The organism is Kitasatospora sp. NPDC059462 (assembly GCF_042749955.1).
In the GTDB taxonomy this organism is placed as follows: Bacteria; Actinomycetota; Actinomycetes; order Streptomycetales; family Streptomycetaceae; genus Kitasatospora.
In genome coordinates, this window is the sequence record NZ_JBHYUU010000030.1 from 19086 (window position 1) to 38282 (window position 19197).

The 19197-nt window shown below is 72.1% G+C and carries 16 protein-coding genes and 1 riboswitch; of the genes, 10 read left to right on the forward strand and 6 right to left on the reverse strand.

The window, feature by feature from the left end; genetic code table 11:
- Window positions 1-76 precede the first annotated feature (76 nt).
- Window positions 77-217, reverse strand: a riboswitch (cobalamin riboswitch).
- A 327-nt stretch (window positions 218-544) separates the two neighbouring features.
- The 5 genes from ACFXAM_RS11280 (at window position 545) to ACFXAM_RS11300 (ending at window position 7857) form a co-directional block, all read left to right on the forward strand.
- On the forward strand, window positions 545-1477 hold the full coding sequence (locus tag ACFXAM_RS11280; RefSeq protein ID WP_380289794.1) for a hypothetical protein: 933 nt from the start codon (window positions 545-547) through the stop codon (window positions 1475-1477).
- A gap of 293 nt (window positions 1478-1770) precedes the next feature.
- On the forward strand, window positions 1771-3207 hold the full coding sequence (locus ACFXAM_RS11285) for a glycosyltransferase family 2 protein (protein WP_380289856.1): 1437 nt from the start codon (window positions 1771-1773) through the stop codon (window positions 3205-3207).
- Window positions 3204-4304 carry a glycoside hydrolase family 26 protein gene (locus ACFXAM_RS11290; RefSeq protein WP_380289796.1) on the forward strand — a complete coding sequence of 367 codons (1101 nt, stop codon included), beginning with the start codon at window positions 3204-3206 and terminating at the stop codon, window positions 4302-4304. Before ACFXAM_RS11285 ends, ACFXAM_RS11290 begins: the two co-directional genes overlap by 4 nt.
- On the forward strand, window positions 4304-6163 hold the full coding sequence (locus ACFXAM_RS11295) for an ArnT family glycosyltransferase (protein WP_380289798.1): 1860 nt from the start codon (window positions 4304-4306) through the stop codon (window positions 6161-6163). Before ACFXAM_RS11290 ends, ACFXAM_RS11295 begins: the two co-directional genes overlap by 1 nt.
- A gap of 2 nt (window positions 6164-6165) precedes the next feature.
- Complete coding sequence (locus ACFXAM_RS11300; RefSeq protein ID WP_380289800.1) at window positions 6166-7857, forward strand: glycosyltransferase family 39 protein; 1692 nt, start codon at window positions 6166-6168, stop codon at window positions 7855-7857.
- A 4-nt stretch (window positions 7858-7861) separates the two neighbouring features.
- Here the strand turns inward: ACFXAM_RS11300 and ACFXAM_RS11305 are convergent, their stop codons facing one another.
- Both ACFXAM_RS11305 and ACFXAM_RS11310 read right to left on the reverse strand, forming a co-directional pair.
- Window positions 7862-8356 carry a GNAT family N-acetyltransferase gene (locus ACFXAM_RS11305; protein ID WP_380289802.1) on the reverse strand — a complete coding sequence of 165 codons (495 nt, stop codon included), beginning with the start codon at window positions 8354-8356 and terminating at the stop codon, window positions 7862-7864.
- Entirely contained in the window at window positions 8299-8724 is a 426-nt protein-coding gene (locus ACFXAM_RS11310) for a hypothetical protein (protein WP_380289804.1), read from the reverse strand. The genes ACFXAM_RS11305 and ACFXAM_RS11310 overlap by 58 nt, the downstream gene beginning before the upstream one ends.
- Before the next feature lie 93 nt (window positions 8725-8817).
- On the opposite strand from ACFXAM_RS11310, the gene ACFXAM_RS11315 reads away from it, so the two are divergent.
- The gene (locus ACFXAM_RS11315; RefSeq protein ID WP_380289806.1) at window positions 8818-9789 is read left to right on the forward strand and encodes a helix-turn-helix domain-containing protein; all 972 of its coding nucleotides are present in this window, start codon (window positions 8818-8820) and stop codon (window positions 9787-9789) included.
- Window positions 9790-9826: 37 nt separating this feature from the next.
- On the opposite strand, the gene ACFXAM_RS11320 is transcribed toward ACFXAM_RS11315, so the two are convergent.
- From ACFXAM_RS11320 to ACFXAM_RS11335, 4 genes are all read right to left on the reverse strand, one after another.
- Window positions 9827-10651: a histidine phosphatase family protein gene (locus ACFXAM_RS11320; protein ID WP_380289808.1), complete on the reverse strand. Its 825-nt coding sequence runs from the start codon at window positions 10649-10651 to the stop codon at window positions 9827-9829.
- 167 nt (window positions 10652-10818) lie between these two features.
- A complete protein-coding gene (mctP, locus tag ACFXAM_RS11325) occupies window positions 10819-12369 on the reverse strand; it encodes a monocarboxylate uptake permease MctP (RefSeq protein ID WP_380289858.1) in 1551 nt (516 codons plus the stop codon).
- 59 nt (window positions 12370-12428) lie between these two features.
- Entirely contained in the window at window positions 12429-12713 is a 285-nt protein-coding gene (locus ACFXAM_RS11330; protein ID WP_380289810.1) for a DUF3311 domain-containing protein, read from the reverse strand.
- 293 nt (window positions 12714-13006) lie between these two features.
- Window positions 13007-13798: a GntR family transcriptional regulator gene (locus ACFXAM_RS11335; RefSeq protein ID WP_380289812.1), complete on the reverse strand. Its 792-nt coding sequence runs from the start codon at window positions 13796-13798 to the stop codon at window positions 13007-13009.
- 336 nt (window positions 13799-14134) lie between these two features.
- Between ACFXAM_RS11335 and ACFXAM_RS11340 the strand changes: the two genes are divergently transcribed.
- The 4 genes from ACFXAM_RS11340 (at window position 14135) to ACFXAM_RS11355 (ending at window position 18930) form a co-directional block, all read left to right on the forward strand.
- Window positions 14135-15424, forward strand: a complete 1290-nt coding sequence (locus ACFXAM_RS11340) for an extracellular solute-binding protein (protein WP_380289814.1) — start codon at window positions 14135-14137, stop codon at window positions 15422-15424.
- Between the two features lie 90 nt (window positions 15425-15514).
- On the forward strand, window positions 15515-16540 hold the full coding sequence (locus ACFXAM_RS11345; RefSeq protein WP_380289816.1) for a carbohydrate ABC transporter permease: 1026 nt from the start codon (window positions 15515-15517) through the stop codon (window positions 16538-16540).
- Entirely contained in the window at window positions 16537-17370 is an 834-nt protein-coding gene (locus ACFXAM_RS11350; protein WP_380289818.1) for a carbohydrate ABC transporter permease, read from the forward strand. Before ACFXAM_RS11345 ends, ACFXAM_RS11350 begins: the two co-directional genes overlap by 4 nt.
- 6 nt (window positions 17371-17376) lie before the next feature.
- On the forward strand, window positions 17377-18930 hold the full coding sequence (locus tag ACFXAM_RS11355) for a glycoside hydrolase family 3 protein (protein WP_380289820.1): 1554 nt from the start codon (window positions 17377-17379) through the stop codon (window positions 18928-18930).
- Window positions 18931-19197: the final 267 nt, after the last annotated feature.

The window sequence follows — 19197 nt, forward strand, 5'->3', positions numbered from 1 at the left end:
AGGCGTCGCACGCGTGTCGTCCCCGGCCCGCCCGCGAGGCCCGGAAGGTGGTGCTGGTGCCATGGCCCCTGCGGGGAGGCGTCGGCACGCCGTCGGCAGGTACTCGGACTCGCGGCGCCCTTCGGGGGCGGCCGCACACCGCTGCGGGGCAGTCCCGGACTCGCACCGGGTTCCCCTGCGTCGACAGCAGGGACGAGCATACATCTAGTGGTGCTCGCTGGATGCGACACCACATGTTGTGCAGCGTGGCGTGTTGCTCCGATGACCGGTGGTACCGGGGAGGGGCCTTGGGGCGCCCGCGCGGGGTCCGTTGCGAAACGGATTGGTCACCGGGACGGTCCCTCGTCCGGTGCATGCCCTACGATCTCGGCACATGAGCGAGGGAACGGGCGCTCCGGGGGACTGGGCCGGTAGGGCCGTGCCGCCGGGGCAGGGTCAGCAGCCTGGTGTGCCGGGTCAGGTGCCGCAGCCGGGGCGGCCGCCGGTGCCGCCGCCCGGCGGGTTCGGGCCGCCTGCGACGCCGTACGTGCAACCGGGGGCGGGGGTGCCGCCGCAGGCCCAGCCGCCGGTGGCGCCGCACGTGCCGTCCGGCGCGGTGCCGTACCCGCAGCCGGGGCCCCCGCAGGGTGCCCAGCCGCCGCAGCCGCCGGCCGGACCGCAGCCGGGACCGCAGCCCGCGCCCCCGTTCGCCGGGTGGCCGCAGCAGGGCGCCCAGCCGCCGCAGCCGTCGCCCCCGAACGAGCCGGACTGGAACGCGATGGCGGACCGGCACGCCGACGAGTCGCGCCGCCGCAAGCGGCTGTGGATCGGCGCGGTGGTCGTCGCCGCCGTGCTGGTCGGCGGGATCGTCGGGGCCGGGGTGTGGATCAACGGCCGTGACAAGGGCGACGACCCGAAGCCGGCCGCGAGCGGGACCACCACCGGTACCCCGTCCGCCACGGCCACGCCCACCGAGCAGGCGGTGGCGGTGATCTCCGACGCCGCCACCGACAAGCTGCCGGTCGACGCGGCGACGCTGTTCCCCGATCAGACCCGGACCATCGACGGCAAGGTGTGGACCCGTCAGGTGACCGGTTCGACCGCTCCCTGCTCCAAGGCCACCACCGGCGGACTCGGCCTCGCGCTCGGCGACGACACCTGCCGCTCGCTGGTCCGCGCGACCTACGTCAGTGGCGAGAGCGCCGTCACGGTCGGGGTCGCGGTCTTCGACAACAAGGCGGGCGCGGACCGGGCGATCGGCCGCCACGCGGGCCTGATCCAGGGTCTGTCCGGCACCGGTGTCCCGATGTTCTGCGTGACCGACAAGTCCGGCTGCACCGAGACCCACGCGTCGATCGGGCGCTTCGGCTACTTCACGGTGGCCGGTTCGCTGAAGCAGGGGACGGACCAGAGCGACCAGCTCGCGACGGCCGCCGCCGGAGCGCTGGCGGAGCGTACGAAGGACGTCCTGCTGGCCCGGGGATCCCACGCCGGCTGACCCCCGGCGGGGAGGGGACGGCCCGCGGAGGGCGGCCCGGGGCGGTCGGATAGGATGACCGCCCTCGGGGGAGGGATGCGTCCCCCCGTGGCCGCCCCGACGGGGAATCAGCGAGCAGGAGGTACCGCGCGGTGAGCGCTGCCGTCAATGCGACCAGCAGACGGCGCAGGGCGGCGGGCCGCCGACGCGGAACGGGCGAGCCCGTCCCCGCGATGCTGCTGCCGGCGCCGCCCACTTCGCAGGAGAAGTACAGCTACACCATCCGCCACCAGTGGGTGCTGACCCTCTGTTCGATGGTGAGCTTCGGGTGCCTGGTGGTCAGTCAGGCCGAGCTGTACTCCCTCGGGTCGTGGTTCTGGCTCTGCGTGCCGTTCCTGTTCTTCACGGTCGTCTACTACGTGGTCTCGCTGCGCGTGAACAGCTTCACGCCCAACTTCGACGTCAAGGAGCACCGCCGGCTGGTGCGGCAGTGGAACCCCGCCGAGTACCCGACGGTGGACGTCTTCCTGCCGGTCTGCGGCGAGCCGATCGAGGTGCTGCACAACACCTGGACGTACGTGCGGAAGATGGCCGAGCACTACCCGGGCCTGGTCATGCCGTACGTCCTGGACGACGCGGCGAGCCCGGAGGTCGAGGCGATGGCCGCGGACTTCGGCTTCCGGTACGGGGTGCGGGAGAACCGCGGCTGGTTCAAGAAGGCCGGCAACCTGCACTACGGCTTCGGCCGCTCGGACGGCGAGTTCATCCTCATCCTGGACGCCGACTTCGCGCCCCGGCACGACCTGCTGCACGAGGTGCTGCCCTACCTGCAGCGCGACCCGAAGCTCGGCATCGTCCAGTCGCCGCAGTTCTTCCGGGTGCTGGACTCGCAGAACTGGATCGAGCGCGGCGCCGGCGCCATCCAGGAGCTGTTCTACCGCTCGGTGCAGGTCGCCCGGCAGCGCAACGACGGCGCGATCTGCGTCGGCAGCTGCGCGGTCTACCGGCGGGCCGCGCTGGTGGAGAACGGCGGCACCACGCTGATCGCCCACTCCGAGGACGTGCACACCGGCTTCGACCTGCGGGCCCTGGGCTGGGACCTGCAGTACGTGCCCGTGGCCCTGTCCACCGGCGTCTGCCCGGACAACGCCGGGGCGTTCCAGAACCAGCAGTACCGCTGGTGCATGGGCTCGATGTCGCTGATGACCAGCCGCAAGTTCTGGCACACCAAGCTCGACTTCACCACCCGGCTCTGCTACGTCTCCGGGTTCCTCTACTACATCCACACCGCGCTGCTGACCTTCGCGCTGCCGATGCTGCCGATCATGCTGCTGCTCTGGCGGCCGGACCTGCTGCAGGTCCAGCACCTGGTGCTGGTCCTGCCCAGCCTGGTGTACGCGACCGTGATCTTCCCGCTCTGGCACCGGGCGCCGTACCGGCTGGAGGCCTGGGCCGGGCGGATGATGTACGGCTGGGCGCACTTCTTCGCGGTCTGGGACCTCGTCCGGGGCCGTCAGCGCGGCTGGCAGCCGACCGGGTCCAGCAAGGCCAAGAACCGGCAGCGGCGCTTCTGGACCGGCATCGTGGTCTGGGGCGGGGGCACCGCGCTGGTCTGGGTGGTCGCGGCGGTGTACCGGATGTTCACGCTGTACCCGCTGGACTTCGCCCTGGTGCTCTCCTCGGGCCTGTTCTACGCGGTGACGGTCGGCCGCATCCTCATCCAGCCCCGATCCCAGGACTCCGTGGCATGAGCCTCCCCACCCGCACCCCCGGCGCCCGCCGGGCGCGTGCCGCACTGTTCCGCGCCCTCGCGGCGGCCCTGCTGGTGCTGCCGCTGGCCGCCTGCGACCTGCTCGGCCAGGAGCCGCTGGGCCCCGCGGCGGCGGCCGGCCCCACCGCCGCGGCGTCCGCGGGGAGCACGGCCGCCGCGGGCGGCGCGAGCGCCACCGCCGCGGCCACGCCGACCAGGACGGCCACCCCCGACGCGGCGCTGCCGTACGACGTCCGCCCGCTGCTCAAGCCGGCGAAGAAGTACCTGGGCGTGGCCGTCGACGGCGCCCCGGCGTCGATGGCCGGCGTCGACGAGTTCGCCGGCCGGATCGGCAAGCGGCCGAACATCGTCGAGTACTACTCGGGCTGGGGCGACGAGTACGACGTCAAGGGCGTGACCAACGCCTGGCAGGGCGGCGCGCTGCCGTTCATCGCCTGGGAGCCCTACAAGACGCCGCTGGCCGACATCGCGGCGGGCAAGCACGACGACTACGTCAAGCGCTACGCGGCGGCCGTGCGCAACACCAACGTGCCGGTCGCGATCAGCTTCGCCCACGAGTTCAACGGCACCTGGTACGACTGGGGCACCAAGACCACCACGGCGGCCGACTTCGTGGCCGCCTACCAGCACCTGCACGACGTCTTCACCCAGCTCGGCGTCGGCCAGGTGATCTGGGTCTGGAGCCCGAACAGCATCAACCCGGTGCCGACCGTGGCGCTCAAGCCGTACTACCCCGGGGACACCTACGTCGACTGGGTGGGCATCGTCGCGTACTACACCCACCTCGAAGCGGGCACCTTCGACACCCTCTACACGCCCACCCTCAACCAGATCCGCACCTTCACCGACAAGCCGTGGATCATCGCCGAGACCGGCTCCGAGCCGGGCACCCGCAAGGTGTCCGACATCTACAACCTCGCCGCGAACGTGATCAAGCGCCCCGACTGCCTGGGCTTCATCTGGTTCAACCTCAACAAGGAGGTCGACTGGCGGATCGAGGGCGACCCGCAGTCCCAGAACGCCTTCAAGCAGGCGGTGTCCGACGGCCGCTACAGCTTCGATGTGAAGAGCCCCTGATGACGTCCATCCCCACGCCCCGCAACCCCCTCGCCGAGGACGCGCCGGTCCGGGTGCCCGACACCGGCGGCTCGTGGTTCGAGAGCCGCCACCCGTCGGCGCCGCTCCCGCCGCACGAGGAACGGACCGACGCCGGTGTGCGGTTCACCGACCGCCCGGACGACGACGACCCGGACGAGGACGAGCCGTACGAGGACGAGCCGTACGAGGGCGGGCCGTCCGAGGCCGGCCCGGCCGCCGGTGACCCGGCCGGCGGCGAGCCGTCCGGCCCGGACGGCACCGGCCGCGACCCCGGCCGCGACCCGGACCGGCCCGAGGGCCCCGGCTACACCCTGCCGCCGGTGCCCGAGGCCAGCTGGACGCTCGACTCGGGCCGCCGCCGCTCCTGGATCAGCCGGGCGCTGCTGCTGGTCATCCTGCTGATCCAGACCGCGATGTCCGTCCGGCTGTCGAACACCGCGTTCCAGGACGAGGCGCTCTACATGTACGCCGGGCACGCGCAGCTCTCGCACTGGCTCTACGACACCCCCCTGCCGAAGGACTACAACACCTACTTCTCCGGCGCGCCGACCCTGTACCCGATCGCGGCCGCGGTGCTGGAGAACCACTTCGGCATGCTCGGCGTCCGGCTGTTCAGCCTGCTCTGCATGCTGGGCTCCACCGCGCTGCTCTACGGCTTCAGCCGGCGCCTGTTCAACGAGCGGGTCGCGCTCGGCGCCGCGGCGATGTTCGCGGTGACCCAGTCGACCGTGGTGCTCGGCTTCTTCGCCACCTACGACGCCCCGGCGGTGCTGCTGCTCGCCCTGGCGATCTGGATCGTGGTGCGCACCGACCGGGCGCCCGCGCCCGCCGTGCTGCTCGCCGCGCCGTTCGCGGTGCTGGCGGTCGGGCTGAAGTACGCCTCGGCGCTCTACCTGCCCAGCCTGGTGCTGCTGGCGGTGCTCACCGGGCGACGGGACAAGAACCGCCAGCCGCTGCTGCGCGGCGTGCTGCTGGCGGGCGGCGCGGGCGGGCTGCTCTGGCTGGGGATGACCTTCACCGACGTCCTCTCGGGTGTCCGGGCGACCACCACCCAGCGCGCCCACGGCGCCGAGCCCTGGACCGAACTGGCTCGCCAGTGCGTGGAGTTCGGCGGCCTGATGTTCGTCACCGCGGTCGGCGGCGCGGTCGCGTACGCGCTGCGCGGGCGGATGAACGAGTCGCCGCTGGTGCGCACCATGACCGGCCCCGGCCGCCGCCGCCGGATCCTGCTCGGCCTGCTGCTGACCGGCACCGCGCTGCTCGCCCCGGCCTACCAGATGCACCTCAACACCTCGGTCGCGCTGTACAAGCACCTCGGCTTCGGCCTGCTGTTCGCCGCGCCGATGGCCGGCATCGGCCTGGCCCGGCTGGTCGGCCCGCACTTCCGGCACCCGCAACTGGGCATCCTGCTCTGGGTGGTGACGCTCGCCCTCGGGCTGAGCCAGTCGACCTGGCGGTTCGACACCTGGCCCGACTCCAGCCGGATGACCGAGGTGGTGCGCCAGCACGTCACCAGCACCGGCCGCTACCTGGCCTCGGCCGACAACGTCCCGGTCTACTACACCAGCGACCTGACGCTGCAGAGTCAGTGGACCTCGACCTACGGCATCGGGTACGTCGACCAGGCGGGCGCGCTGCACACCGGTGACGACGGCTACCGCAGCGCCATCGCCGACGGCTGGTTCGACCTCGTGGTGCTCGACGGCGTCGCCACCCCGGACACCGACCGGGTGGTGGCCGACGCGATCGCCCGGAGCCCGCACTACCGGCTGCTCGGACGCATTCCCTTCACACACGTCGGTGGAACCGGGTACTACCGGATCTGGGTCAAACAGTAGCGATGACCACCCCGATACAGGCGACGGACGGCTCGGCGAACCTGCCGCCGGAACCGAGCCACCCGCCGATGCCCGCGTTCCCGCCCGCGCCGCCCGCGCCGCCCGTTCCGGGGGCGCCGCCGCGCGCCGCCGTGCCGCGCGGCCCCGCCGTGCCGGACGCCGACGAGCGGGCCCCGCAGTGGCGCGCCGCGCTCGCCGTCGCCCTGCCGCCGGTGCTGCTGGCCCTGGCGCTCTGCCTCTACGGCCTCGGGGACCGCCAGCTCTGGCGGGACGAGCACGCCTCCTGGTGGGCGGCCACGCTGTCCTGGTCCGACCTCGGCGCGCTGCTCGGGAACATGGACCTGGTGCTGGCGCCCTACTACGTGCTGCTGCATCTGTGGATCGCCGTCGCGGGGGACTCCGAGGCCGCCCTGCGGCTGCCCTCGGCGCTCGCCACGGCCGCCGCCGCCGGCTGCCTGGCCCTGCTCGGCCGGCGGCTGCTCTCGCCCCGGGCCGGGCTGCTCGGCGGCCTGCTGTTCGCCCTCTGCCCGGCGATCACCTGGTACGGCCAGGACGCCCGCCCGTACGCCTTCGCGGTGCTGGCGGCCGTCGGCAGCACCCTGCTGCTCACCCGGCTGGTCCAGGACCGTCCGGGGGCGGTGCCGGCCGCGCCGCGCGCCGCGCTGCTCGCCTGGGCGGGCTACGGGCTCACCGTGGTCGCCATGGGGCTGACCCACGTGGTGACGCTGATGGTGCTGCCCGGCCACCTGCTGCTGGTGGTCCGCGAGTTCCGCCGCACGCCGGCCGCCGCCGACGACGGCACCCGCTGGGTGCTGCCCGGCCGCTGGGCGCTGGCCTCGGCGGGCGCGGTGCTGCTGCTCAGCCCGTTGCTGCTGCTCGGCGCCGGGCAGAGCGGGCAGATCGCCTGGAACGAGCGCGACTGGGACGACCTCGGCGCGCTGGTCACCGACCTGGCCGGGTCCGCCGCGCTCGGCTGGACCCTGCTGGTGGTCGGCGTGGTGGGCGCGGTGAGCCTGCTGGTGCTGCGCCAGCAGGGCGCCGGCCTGCTGATCTGCTGGGCGCTGCTGCCGGTGCTGCTGACCCTGGGGACGGCGCACTGGCTGCACCTGTTCCTCGCCCGCTACCTGCTCTTCACGGTGCCCGCCTGGACCCTGCTGGTCGCCGAGGCGGTCGGGCGGCTGCCCGGCCTGGTCGCCCGGTTCACCGCCTCCCGCACCCCGCCGCGCTGGGTGGCCGGGCCGGCCCCGCTGGCCGCGGCCGTCGCGCTGGCCGTCGCGCTCGCCTGGCCCGCCCAGGCCACCGTGCGCGACGACCTGCCCGGCGAGGCGGACGCCCGGGCCGCCGCCCGGCTGATCGGCGAGGGGGTGCGCCCCGGCGACGGCGTGGTGTACGAGCCGGGCAGCTCGCTGCGCCGGTCGCTGGCCTACGAGCTGCGCGGGCGGCCGGCGCCCGCGGACGTGCTCCAGCGGGTGTCCGCGGAGCAGGCCGGCAGCTTCGGCGCGCTGGAGTGCGAGGAGCCGGCCCGCTGCCTGGCCGGCACCCGGCGGATCTGGCTGCTGGTGTCCGGCGCGGACCGCCGGCCGTTCGGTGCCGTCCCGGACAAGGTGGCGAAGGAGCTGAACGGGTTCCGCACGGTCCGCACCGAGAACCTGCCGCACCTGCGGCTGGTGCTGCTGGAGCGCCGGACCGGGTGACCGGTCAGAAGGTCGTGCTGTAGACCATCAGGTCGACGCCCGGGACCGGCGACCAGTCGCGCCCCGGGTCGCGGCGGAAGCCGACCCGCTCGTAGATCCGGTGCGCGGTGGTCATCTCCGGCTGGGTGGAGAACGCCATGCCGGTCAGTCCGAGCTCGCGGCTGCGGGCGAGCGCGGCGCGCACCAGGGCCTCGCCGGCGCCGCGCCCGCGGGCGGCCGGGGCGGTGGCGAGCATCCGGATCTCGCCCTCCTCGGGGGTGGCGATGTCCGCCCACGGGGTGCCGCCGACCGCGAAGGTGACGGTGCCGAGCAGCGTCCCGTCGGCCGCGTCCACCGCGACCATCAGCTCGGCCTCGGCGGCCCGGGTGGCCGCGTCGCGCAGCCGGTGCACGTACGGACCCTCGGGGGAGGTGAAGCCGTCGCCGACGAAGGCCTCGGCGGTTATGCGGCCGGCTTCCTCGAACTCCTCGGCGCGGGCCCGGCGGATGACGATGTCCATCCGGCCAGTGTGCCGGAATCCCGCGGGACGGCACTGAGCGGGGTACGGGCCTCCGCTTCGGCGACGACGCCGGTGGCGGTGCCGGCGACGGCGGTGGCGACGGCGGTGGTGGCGGTGGTGGTGGCCGTGCGGACGGGGACGTGGGCGGTGGCGGGGTCGGCGGACGGGCGGAGCGAGGCGGCGGGCATGGTGCCGTGGAGCCGGTCGGGCAGGGCGGGGTCGGCGGGGTAGCCGCCGGGGCGGTGCCAGTTGTCGCGCCCGGTGGCCCTCTGCTGTGCCACCTCGCGCCCGATCAGGCCGCCGAGCAGGCCGAAGCCGCCGACGGCCCCGAGCAGGGCGAGTGCGCTGGCGAGCGTGTCGGAATCCATGGCTCCACCTTCGCCCCGGCGCGACTCCGGGGCGAGTGGCAGGAATGCCCGATCACATCGAAAAACTGCCAGCCGGCGGGTTACCCTGGCGGCATGCTGAAGAACGTCGTGGCCGTCGTCATGGAGGATGTCCACCCCTTCGAACTCGGCGTCGCCTGCGAGGTGTTCGGTCTGGACCGCAGCGACGACGGGCTTCCCGCCTACGACTTCGCGATCGCCGGCGCCCGCCCGGGCCCGCACCGCACCCACGCCGGCTTCGCCGTCGACGTCCCGCACGGGCCCGAACGCCTCGCCGCCGCGGACCTGGTGGTGGTCACCGCCAGCTCGCTGCGCGGTGAGTACCCGGCGCCGCTGCTGGACGCGCTGCGGGCGGCCGTCGAGGGCGGTGCCCGGGCGCTGTCCATCTGCAGCGGCGCCTTCGCGCTCGGCGCCGCCGGGCTGCTGGAGGGCCGCCGGGCCACCACGCACTGGCGGTACACCGCCGAACTGGCCGCCCGCCATCCGAGGACCACCGTCGAGCCGGACGTCCTCTACGTGGACGACGACCCGGTGATCACCTCCGCCGGGACGGCAGCCGGCATCGACGCCTGTCTGCACCTGGTGCGCAAGCTGCAGGGCGCCGAGGTGGCCCGGGGGATCGCCCGCCGGATGGTGGTGGCGCCGCACCGGGAGGGCGGGCAGGCCCAGTTCGTGCACCGGCCGCTGCCGGAGGGCGACGGCGAGTCGCTGGCCCCGCTGCTCGACTGGATGCGCCACCACCTGGACGAGGAGTCGACCGTCGAGCAGCTGGCCGCCCGGGTCCACATGTCGCCGCGCACCTTCGCCCGGCGCTTCCAGCAGGAGACCGGCACCACTCCGCACCGCTGGCTGATCGGGCAGCGGCTGCTGCTCGCCCAGCGGCTGCTGGAGTCGACCACCGAGCCGGTGGACGCCATCGCCGCCCGCTGCGGCTTCGGCAACGCGGCCACCCTGCGCCACCACTTCGGCCGCCGGCTGGGCACCACCCCGCTGGCCTACCGCCGCTGCTTCGCCGAGCCCGCCGCGGCGGTCGCCGACCGCGTCTAGGGTCTGGAGCCCGCGGCGCGCCCCCGGGACCCGCGGGTCAGCCCGCGTCCTCCAGGTGGCCGGTCTGGTTCCAGCGGTCCGGCCGCAGCCGGCCGGCCTCGGCCCGCCAGACGCTCGCGGAACAGTTGCGCACCGGCTCCAGGGCGGTCAGCTGCTCCTCGGTGAGCCGGTCCAGCACGTAGCGGAGCATGAGCACCGTGCAGTCGTGCGCGACCACCAGGACCGGCCGGCCGGCCTCCTCCGCACAGATGTCGCGCAGCACGCTGCGCACCCGCAGGGCCACGTCGGCCCAGGACTCGCCGCCGGGCGGCCGGTAGTACAGCTCGCCCATCTTCCGCCGCCGGGCCGCCTCCCCGGGGTGGTCGGTCTCGATGGCGGCCTTCGGCAGCATCTCCAGGACGCCGAGCTCGCGGTCGCGCAGCCGCTCGTCGTAGCGGACGGCGAGCGAGACCGGGACGGCGCCGAGTCCGGCGGCCTGGGCGAGCGCGATCCGGGCGGTCTCGGCGGTGCGCACGTAGGGCGAGCACCAGACGCTGCGCGGCCGGTCGGCGCCGGGCAGCGCCGCCCACCAACGGCCGAGGGCGTGCGCCTGCTGCTGGCCGTGCAGGGAGAGCGGGATGTCGGCGTCCCGGCTGCTGATCGGCACGGTGAGCGCGCCGGCCGCATCGGCGAGCTGGAACTCGACGTTGGCGGTGGACTCGCCGTGGCGGGTGGCGATCAGGACGGAGGGGACGGGGGGCAGCCCGGTGGCCGCGGTGGCCGCGGTGCCCGCGACGGTGCCCGCGCTCCGGTGCGGGGCGGCCGACCGGTGCCGTCCGTCGGTGTGGTGCTGGCCGTTGAGGGTGGTGCCGAGTTCTGCCATTGCCGCCGCTCCCCGTGGGTCGATCAGTTGCCGGCCGGTTGCCGGTCCGGTCTGGTTGGTGCCCTGCGTGTGGTGCCCCATGCACCCGGCTGTTCATACATATGATCGCGCCGCCCCCTCCAGTGTTGACCGGGGAGACGGCGCGACCACAGGGCGCGCAAGGCGTATCAGTGCGCCGCCACGGGCTCCGGCGCGTTCTCCGGCTCCTCCCCGCCACCCTCGGCGCTGTAGTCACCCGGCCGGGTCTCGTCGGGCCCGTCCGGCGCCTTGACGGCGCGCAGGACCAGCGTGAGCGCCACCGACACCAGCAGGTTGAGGACGAAGGCGGTGAGCCCGATGTAGCCGGTCTCGCCGATGCCGGGGATCTCGGCGGCGTTCCCCCCGAAGTGCTTGGTCTTGGGGCTGGCGATCCCGTAGGCCTTCCAGGTGCCGTAGACCATGCCGGCCGCCCAGCCCGCGAGCAGCGCCCAGTGGTGGAACCAGCGGGTGAACAGGCCGCCGACGATCGGGACGAAGGTCTGCAGGATCCACAGGCCGCCGAGCAGCTGGAGGTTGATCGCCGCCTGCTTGTCCATGCCGAGCACGAAGACCAGCGCGCCGACCTTGACCAGCAGCGAGACCAGCTTGGCGATCCGGGTCTCGTCGGCCGGGGTGGCGGAGGGCTTCAGGAACTCCTTGTAGACGTTGCGGGTGAACAGGTTCGCCGCCGCGATGGACATGATCGCCGCCGGGACGAGCGCGCCGATGCCGATGGCCGCGAAGGCGACCCCGGTGAACCAGTCGGGGAACATGTCCTCGAACAGCTGCGGCACCGAGAGCTGGGTGTTGAAGCCCTTGTCGCCCTTGCCGATCCCGGCCGCGATCGCCATGAAGCCGAGCAGCGCCAGCAGCCCCAGCATCAGCGAGTACGCGGGCATGATCGCCATGTTCCGGCGCACGGTGTTGCGGGACCTGGAGGCGAGCACGCCGGTCACCGAGTGCGGGTACAGGAACAGCGCCATCGCGGAGCCGAGCGCCAGCGTCGCGTACGTCCACTGCTTGTTCTCCGGCAGGGTGAGCGAGCCGCCCGACCCGGGGCCGCCGAACCGCTCGCCGACCGCGTCGAAGATGTGGCCGTAGCCGCCGAGCCGGATCGGGATGTAGATCACCGCGACGATGATCACCAGGTAGACGAGGGTGTCCTTGACGAAGGCGATCAGGGCCGGCGCGCGCAGCCCCGAGGAGTAGGTGTACGCGGCGAGCACGCCGAAGGCGATGAACAGCGGCAGGTCCTTGACGAACCAGTTGGAGCTCGCGCCCCCGCCGACGCCCAGCACGTCCAGCACCGCCTGGATGCCGACCAGCTGGAGCGCGATGTACGGCATGGTGGCGAGGATGCCGGTCAGCGCGACCACCAGCGACAGCGGCCGGGAGCCGTAGCGCCCGCGCACGAAGTCGGCCGGGGTGACGTAGCCGTGCACCCGGGAGACCGACCAGAGCCGGGGGAGGAAGAGGAAGACCAGCGGGTAGGCGACGATCGTGTAGGGGACGGCGAAGAAGCCCGCGGCGCCGGTCGCGTAGACGGCGGCGGGGACGGCGATGAAGGTGTAGGCGGTGTAGAGGTCGCCGCCGAGCAGGAACCAGGTGATCCAGGTCCCGAAGCTGCGCCCGCCGAGGCCCCACTCGTCCAGGTGGAGCGCGTTGTCGGCGCGCCGCCACCGGGAGGCCAGGAAGCCCATCACGGTGACCAGCAGGAAGAAGAGGACGAACACCACCAGCGCGGGCACGTTGACGCCGTTCACCGGGCGCCACCCGCCTTCCGCGCCGCGCGGGCGGCCCGGCGGGCCTTCTCGTCCCGGTCGATCAGCAGGTAGGCGCTGACCGTGAAGACGGCCGACACCGGGACCCAGAGCAACTGGTACCAGTAGAAGAAGGGGACGCCGCCCGCCTCGGGCTCGGGCTTGTCGTACGAGCCCACCCAGAGCATCGCGACGATCGGCACCAGCAGGGCGAGCGCGGCCAGCACCCGCTCGGGGGTGACCGCCGGGGGGCCGGGGGGTCCGGGCTCTTCTGGCTCGGGCATGACAGGTCGGTCGGTGAGGTCTGACGACATGGTTCGGCTCCGCTTCGGAGGGTTCACCTCGCCGGCGCCGCAACCCCCGGGTGCACCGGGCGCCCCCGTGGGTCCGCCGAGCAGCACCACTGGTGATCGGCAGTCAGTACGGTTGCGGAATCTAGAGCATCGCGTGATCCGTGTCACTGGATCCGGGGCAACTTCCCGCCATCCGGATCCTCCGCGCGCCGGGAGCGTGCAACGGGCCCCGGCGCGCGCTCCTCGCGCGCCGGGGCCCCGGAGCGTGTCCGTGCCGGGCCGGGCTACTCCGGCCGCTTGAGCCGGGTGATGAACTTGTAGCGGTCGCCGCGGTAGATGGAGCGCACCCACTCGACGGGGTCGCCGTCCGGGTCGAAGGAGTGCCGGGAGAGCTGGAGCATCGGCAGCCCGAGGTCGGAGCCGAGCAGCCCGGCCTCGCGGGGGTTGGCGAGGGTGGTCTCGATGGTCTCCTCGGCCTCGGCCACGGTCACCCCGTAGACCTCGCGCAGGGCGGTGTAGAGCGAGTTGTGCTTGGCCAGGTTGCGGCGCAGGGCGGGGAAGCGCTTGGCGGACAGGTGGGCCACCTCGATGGCCATCGGGTCGCCGTTGGCCAGCCGCAGGCGCTCGATCCGCAGCACCCGGCCGCCGGGCTTGATGTCCAGCAGGGGGGCCAGCCGCTCGTCGGCGGAGATGTAGCCGATCTCGATCAGCCGGGAGGTGGGCTCCAGGCCCTGGGCCCGCATGTCCTCGGTGTAGGAGGTGAGCTGGAGGGCCTGGGCCACCTTGGGCTTGGCGACGAAGGTGCCCTTGCCCTGGATGCGCTCCAGCCGGCCCTCGACGACCAGCTCCTGCAGGGCCTGCCGGACGGTGGTGCGGGAGGTGTCGAACTGCGCCGCCAGTGCCCGTTCGGGAGGAACCGGGGTGCCGGCGGGCTGGGTCTCGGTAAGCTGCAGCAGGTGGCGCTTCAGGCCGTAGTACTTCGGCACCCGGGCGGTCGGGTCCCCGCCGCCCTGGGTGACGGGATTCTTCACCTGGGGGTCGTTGACCTGGGCCGTGCTGCCCCCGTCGCTGCTCATCGGACCTGTCTCCCGCTTCTCGCAGAGCTCTCGCGAAGCCCCACCACATGATTAACGGCTCACATCGTTGCATGTATGGCTACGGAACGAATACCTCATCACGCGATGAACGATGTGCGGTGTCGGCTTGATAACGGGTGGTCCGGATCGGTCGAACAGCCGTTGACAGGCCCATTGGTCTAGGCCAAGCTCCAGGCATCTGGTCTACACCACTAGGCCGGTCACTATGAATCCCCCCACCCGTTCGCTGGAGTCCGCGGCACCATTCCTCCCACTTCGCGTGGGTATGCCGCTGCCACCCGACGGGGGTAACCAGGCATCCCTCAGGAGGATGGCGTGAAGCGTCAGCTCATCGCGGCGGTCGGCGTCGCGGCCATGGTTGTTGGTCTCGCGGCCTGTGGCTCGGACGCCAAGAAGGAGGGCGGCGACTCGGGCACGTCGACCGCCGCCTCGGGCAAGAAGGACTACAACGGCAAGACGCTCAAGGTGTGGCTCATGAGCGGCTCGGCCCCGAAGGGCTGGACCGACTCGGTCAAGACCGAGTTCGAGACCACCTACCCCGGCTCGAAGCTCGAGTTCCAGGAGCAGCAGTGGGACGGCATCGGCCAGAAGATCACCGCGGCGCTCTCCGAGGGTTCGGTCGACGTCGTCGAGGTCGGTAACACCCAGACCGCGGGCTACGCGGCCTCGGGCGGCCTGCTCGACATCACCAAGGACAAGGCGTACCTCGGCGGCAGCGACTGGGCCGACAACCAGAACGAGGCCGCCATCCTCGACGGCAAGCAGTACGCCGCCCCGTGGTGGGTCTCCAACCGCGTGGTCGCCTACAACAAGGACCTCTGGGCCGCGGCCGGCCTGAAGGACGCGCCGAAGACCCTCGACGAGTTCTACACCGACCTTGAGAAGCTGAAGGCCACCCCCGGCGTCAACGACGCGATCTACATGCCGGGCCAGGAGTGGTACGTCTACTTCGGCCTCCTCCACAGCGAGGGTGGCCAGATCGCCAAGAAGGACGGCGACAAGTGGGTCGGCGGCCTGTCCTCGCCCGAGGCGAAGAAGGCCTTCGAGACCTACCAGAAGCTGCAGAGCTACTCGAAGGCCCCGAAGGACAAGGACGAGGCCACCCCGCAGCAGAAGGACGTCTTCGCCAAGGGTGACGTCGGCGCCATGATCGGCCTCGGCTGGGAGCTCCCGAAGGAGGAGGAGCTGTCGGCGAGCAAGATCGGCTTCTTCCCGCTGCCGGGCAAGACCGCTGACAAGCCCTCCGGCGTCTTCCTCGGTGGCTCGAACCTGGCGATCGCCCAGAACAGCAAGAACACCGACATGGCCAAGGACTTCCTGAAGGTCGCCCTCAACGACAAGAACGAGGGTCTGGTCGCGGCCGCCGGCAACATCCCGAACAAGAAGTCGCTGAGCAGCCAGGTCACCGGTGACTTCGCGAAGGCCGCCGTGCCGGCCGCCGAGCAGGGTGCGATCACCCCGAACACCCCGAACTGGGCCAGCGTCGAGGACAAGCCGAACCCGATCAAGGAGTTCCTGACCGCGGCCCTCCAGGGTGGCGACTACACGGCCACCGCGAAGAAGTACGACGACGAGATCGCGAAGCGGCTCAACCAGAAGCAGTAAGCAATCGAGCGGCGTCGCTCACCGGCTCCCGGCGGGGGGCCGGTGGGCGGCGCCTGTCCGTCGTGGTCGGGTTATGAGGAAGTGAGAACGATGGCTGTGCATTCCGGGCGGGTGCACACACAGTCTCCGGATTCAGGGAAGGCTGCTGTGGCCAGTATCGAGACGAGCGCCGCGGGTGGCGGCGCCAAGGGCACCCCGAAGAGGGGCAGATCGGCGGACGGCCGGAGCTTCGGCGCCAAGGCCGCCCCCTACCTGCTGCTGCTGCCGGCCACCGTGGCGACGATCGCCCTGCTGGGCTGGCCGCTCGTGAAGACGGTGCTGCTGTCGTTCCAGAACCTCAACAGGCGTCAGCTCGTCACGCACGTGACGGAGTGGAACGGCTTCGACAACTACAAGGAGCAGCTGACCGACCCGGACTTCTGGTCGGTCACCGGGCGCACGGTCGCCTTCACCCTGGTGAACGTCGTGCTGATCATGGTCGGCGGCACCCTGGTCGGCCTGCTGCTCAACCGCCTCGGCAAGAAGATGCGCCTGGTGCTGTCGGTCGGTCTGCTGATGGCCTGGGCGATGCCGGTGGTCGCCGCGACCACCGTCTACACCTGGCTGTTCGACCAGCAGTGGGGCGTCGTCAACTGGTTCCTCGACAAGCTCGGCTGGCACTCGATGGCCGACTACAACTGGATGAGCGACCAGTACTCGACGTTCTTCGTGATCATCCTGCTGATCGTCTGGCAGTCGATCCCCTTCGTCGCGTTCAACATGTACGCGGGTCTCACCACCATCCCGAAGGAGCTGTACGAGGCCGCCCGGATGGACGGCGCCGGCGCCTTCAAGATCTTCGGCTCGGTGGTCTTCCCCAGCCTGAAGCCCTTCTTCCTGGCCACGAGCTTCCTTGAGGTCATCTGGGTCTTCAAGGCCTTCACCCAGGTCTACGCGATCAACGGCGGCGGTCCCGAGAACCTGACCCGGAACCTGCCCGTGCACGCCTACCTGGAGGGGTCCTCGGGCCAGCATTACGGCATCGGCTCCGCGATCGCCGTGCTTACCATCCTGATGCTGGGTGTGCTCATGGCGTACTACTTCCGCATCATGCTCAAGCAGGAGGACGAGCTGTGAGGCGCTCACTCATCGGACGTAGCTGGCCGAACGTGCTCGCGGGCGTCCTGTTCGTCTTCTTCATCTTCCCCGTCTACTGGATGGTCGCGACGTCCTTCAAGAAGGACGGCGACATCATCAGCAAGACGCCGGTCTTCATCCCCTTCAAGGGGACCATGGACCACTACGTCACCGCGATCAACGCCAAGCACTTCTGGACGTACGTCACCAACAGCTTCGTCGTCACCATCGGCGCCGTCCTGGCCTCCCTGGTGATCGCGACGCTCGCGTCCTTCGCCATCGCCCGGATGAAGTTCCGCGGCCGCAAGGGCTTCGTCCTGGTCGTGATGGCCGCGCAGATGGCGCCCTGGGAGGTCATGACCATCGCGGTCTACATGATCTCGCGCGACAACGACATGCTGAACAGCCTGCTGCCGCTGACCCTCTTCTACATGATGATGGTCCTGCCCTTCACGATCTGGACGCTGCGCAGCTTCATCGCCGCGGTGCCCAAGGAGCTGGAGGAGTCGGCCATGGTGGACGGCTGCACCCGCACCCAGGCCTTCGTGAAGGTGATCTTCCCGCTGCTGGCCCCCGGCCTGATGTCGACCTCGCTGTTCGGCTTCATCACCGCGTGGAACGAGTTCCCCCTCGTCCTGATCCTCAACAAGGAGGAGGGACACGGGCAGACCCTCCCGCTGTGGCTGTCCTCCTTCAAGACCGCCTTCGGCAACGACTGGGGTGCCACCATGGCCGCGTCCACGATGTTCGCCATCCCGGTGCTGATCCTGTTCGTCTTCCTGCAGCGCAAGGCGGTCGGTGGCCTCACCGACGGCGCCGTGAAGGGCTGATCCCCCGTGAGCATCCTCGTTCCCACCCTCCCGGCCTCGGACCAGCTGCACCGTGACGCCCTGACCGTCCTGCAGCCCGGCTTCGTCGGCACCGAGCCGCCGGAGTGGCTGCGCCGCCACCTGGCGGCCGGTCTGGGCTCGGTCGCGCTGTTCGACCGCAACGTGGCCGACCTCGCCCAGCTCGCCGCGCTCACCGCCGCGCTGCGGGCCGAGAACCCCGACCTGCTGATCGCCATCGACGAGGAGTCCGGCGACGTCACCCGGCTGGAGGCGGGCTCCGGCTCGTCCTGGCCGGGCAACCTCGCCCTCGGCGCCATCGACGACCCGGCGCTGACCCGTGACGTCGCCCGCGAGCTGGGCCGCGCGCTGGCCGCCGCCGGCGTCAACTACAACTGGGCGCCGACCGCTGACGTCAACTCCAACCCGCGCAACCCGGTCATCGGCGTGCGCTCCTTCGGTGCCGACCCGGAGCTGTGCGCCCGGCACACCGCCGCCTGGGTGGAGGGCCTGCAGTCGGCCGGTGTCGCGGCCTGCTCCAAGCACTTCCCCGGCCACGGTGACACCGCCGTCGACTCGCACCACGGCCTGCCGGTCATCGACGTCGACCTGGACGTGCTGCGCTCGCGCGACCTGATCCCGTTCCAGGCCGCGATCGCCGCCGGCACCAAGGCCGTGATGACGGCCCACATCATGGTCCCGGCGCTCGACCCCAAGCTGCCCGCCACGCTCAGCCCGGCCGTGCTGCGCGACCTGCTGCGCGCGGCCCCCGAGGACGGCGGCCTGGGCTACCAGGGCCTGATCGTCAGCGACGCGATCGAGATGGGCGCCATCGCCGACACCTTCGGCATGGGCGACGGCACCGTGCTGGCCCTGGCGGCCGGCGCGGACGCGATCTGCGTGGGCGGCGGACTGGCCGACGAGGACACCGTGCTGATGCTGCGTGACGCCATCGTGGCGGGCGTGCAGTCCGGCCGGCTCCCGGAGGAGCGGCTCGCCGACGCGGCCGCCCGGGTGCGCGCGCTCGGCAGCTGGGCCCGGATCGCGGCGCAGGGCGAGCGGCCGGAGGCGGACCTCGCGGTCGGCCTGCGGGCGGCCCGCCGGGCGCTGCGGGTGGTCCGCGCGCCGGGCCGGGAGGTCCTGCCGGTGACCGAGCGCCCGTACGTGGCGTCGTTCTCCTCGGAGCCCAACATCGCCGTCGGCGACGTCACCCCGTGGGGCGTGGCCGGCATGCTGGCCGACCGCTTCCCGGGCACCCGGACCCGCGAGGTCGGCTCGGAGGCCGCCGAGGCCGCGGTGCTGGACACGGTGGTCTCCGAGGTGCTGGCCGAGGCCGCCGGCCGCCGTCTGGTGCTGGTGGTCCGCGACGCCCACCGCCACGCGTGGATGTCGGCCGCGCTGGCCCGCCTGGTGGCGGCCCGCCCGGACGCCGCGGTGGTCGAGATGGGCCTGCCGCAGTCCGAGCCGTCCGGCGCGCTGTACATCGCCACCCACGGCGCCGCCCGGGTCTGCGGGCTGGCCGCCGTCGAGGTGCTCACCGGACAGCCGGGGGCGATCGGCTGAGTCCCCGTCGGACCGTCGCGCCGGGTGCCCCGAGGCATCCGTCCCAGCGGGCCCGTCATGCGCATGTCGCATGGCGGGCCCGCTGCGTTCTCCGCCCGGGGCATGCCGTGTGACCTGCGATTTCGCGACCTGACGATGTTCCCTCAAATCGCCCTTAAGGGAGCCTTAAGTTCTACCTAGGGTGATCGCTGCGCGACTGATCGCCACGCGGTACAACAGGTCTGCAACGGCCTTGACCGCCAGGCCATTTGGCGTTGACACCAACTG

Coding starts and splice junctions, on each gene's coding strand:
- ACFXAM_RS11285 (WP_380289856.1), top strand. CDS start 1,771: ATGGTGAGCTTCGGGTGCCTGGTGGTCAGTCAGGCCGAGCTGTACTCC.
- ACFXAM_RS11290 (WP_380289796.1), top strand. CDS start 3,204: ATGAGCCTCCCCACCCGCACCCCCGGCGCCCGCCGGGCGCGTGCCGCA.
- ACFXAM_RS11295 (WP_380289798.1), top strand. CDS start 4,304: ATGACGTCCATCCCCACGCCCCGCAACCCCCTCGCCGAGGACGCGCCG.
- ACFXAM_RS11300 (WP_380289800.1), top strand. CDS start 6,166: ATGACCACCCCGATACAGGCGACGGACGGCTCGGCGAACCTGCCGCCG.
- ACFXAM_RS11305 (WP_380289802.1), bottom strand. CDS start 8,356: ATGGACATCGTCATCCGCCGGGCCCGCGCCGAGGAGTTCGAGGAAGCC.
- ACFXAM_RS11310 (WP_380289804.1), bottom strand. CDS start 8,724: ATGGATTCCGACACGCTCGCCAGCGCACTCGCCCTGCTCGGGGCCGTC.
- ACFXAM_RS11315 (WP_380289806.1), top strand. CDS start 8,818: ATGCTGAAGAACGTCGTGGCCGTCGTCATGGAGGATGTCCACCCCTTC.
- ACFXAM_RS11320 (WP_380289808.1), bottom strand. CDS start 10,651: ATGGCAGAACTCGGCACCACCCTCAACGGCCAGCACCACACCGACGGA.
- mctP (WP_380289858.1), bottom strand. CDS start 12,369: ATGGGCTTCCTGGCCTCCCGGTGGCGGCGCGCCGACAACGCGCTCCAC.
- ACFXAM_RS11330 (WP_380289810.1), bottom strand. CDS start 12,713: ATGCCCGAGCCAGAAGAGCCCGGACCCCCCGGCCCCCCGGCGGTCACC.
- ACFXAM_RS11335 (WP_380289812.1), bottom strand. CDS start 13,798: ATGAGCAGCGACGGGGGCAGCACGGCCCAGGTCAACGACCCCCAGGTG.
- ACFXAM_RS11345 (WP_380289816.1), top strand. CDS start 15,515: ATGGCTGTGCATTCCGGGCGGGTGCACACACAGTCTCCGGATTCAGGG.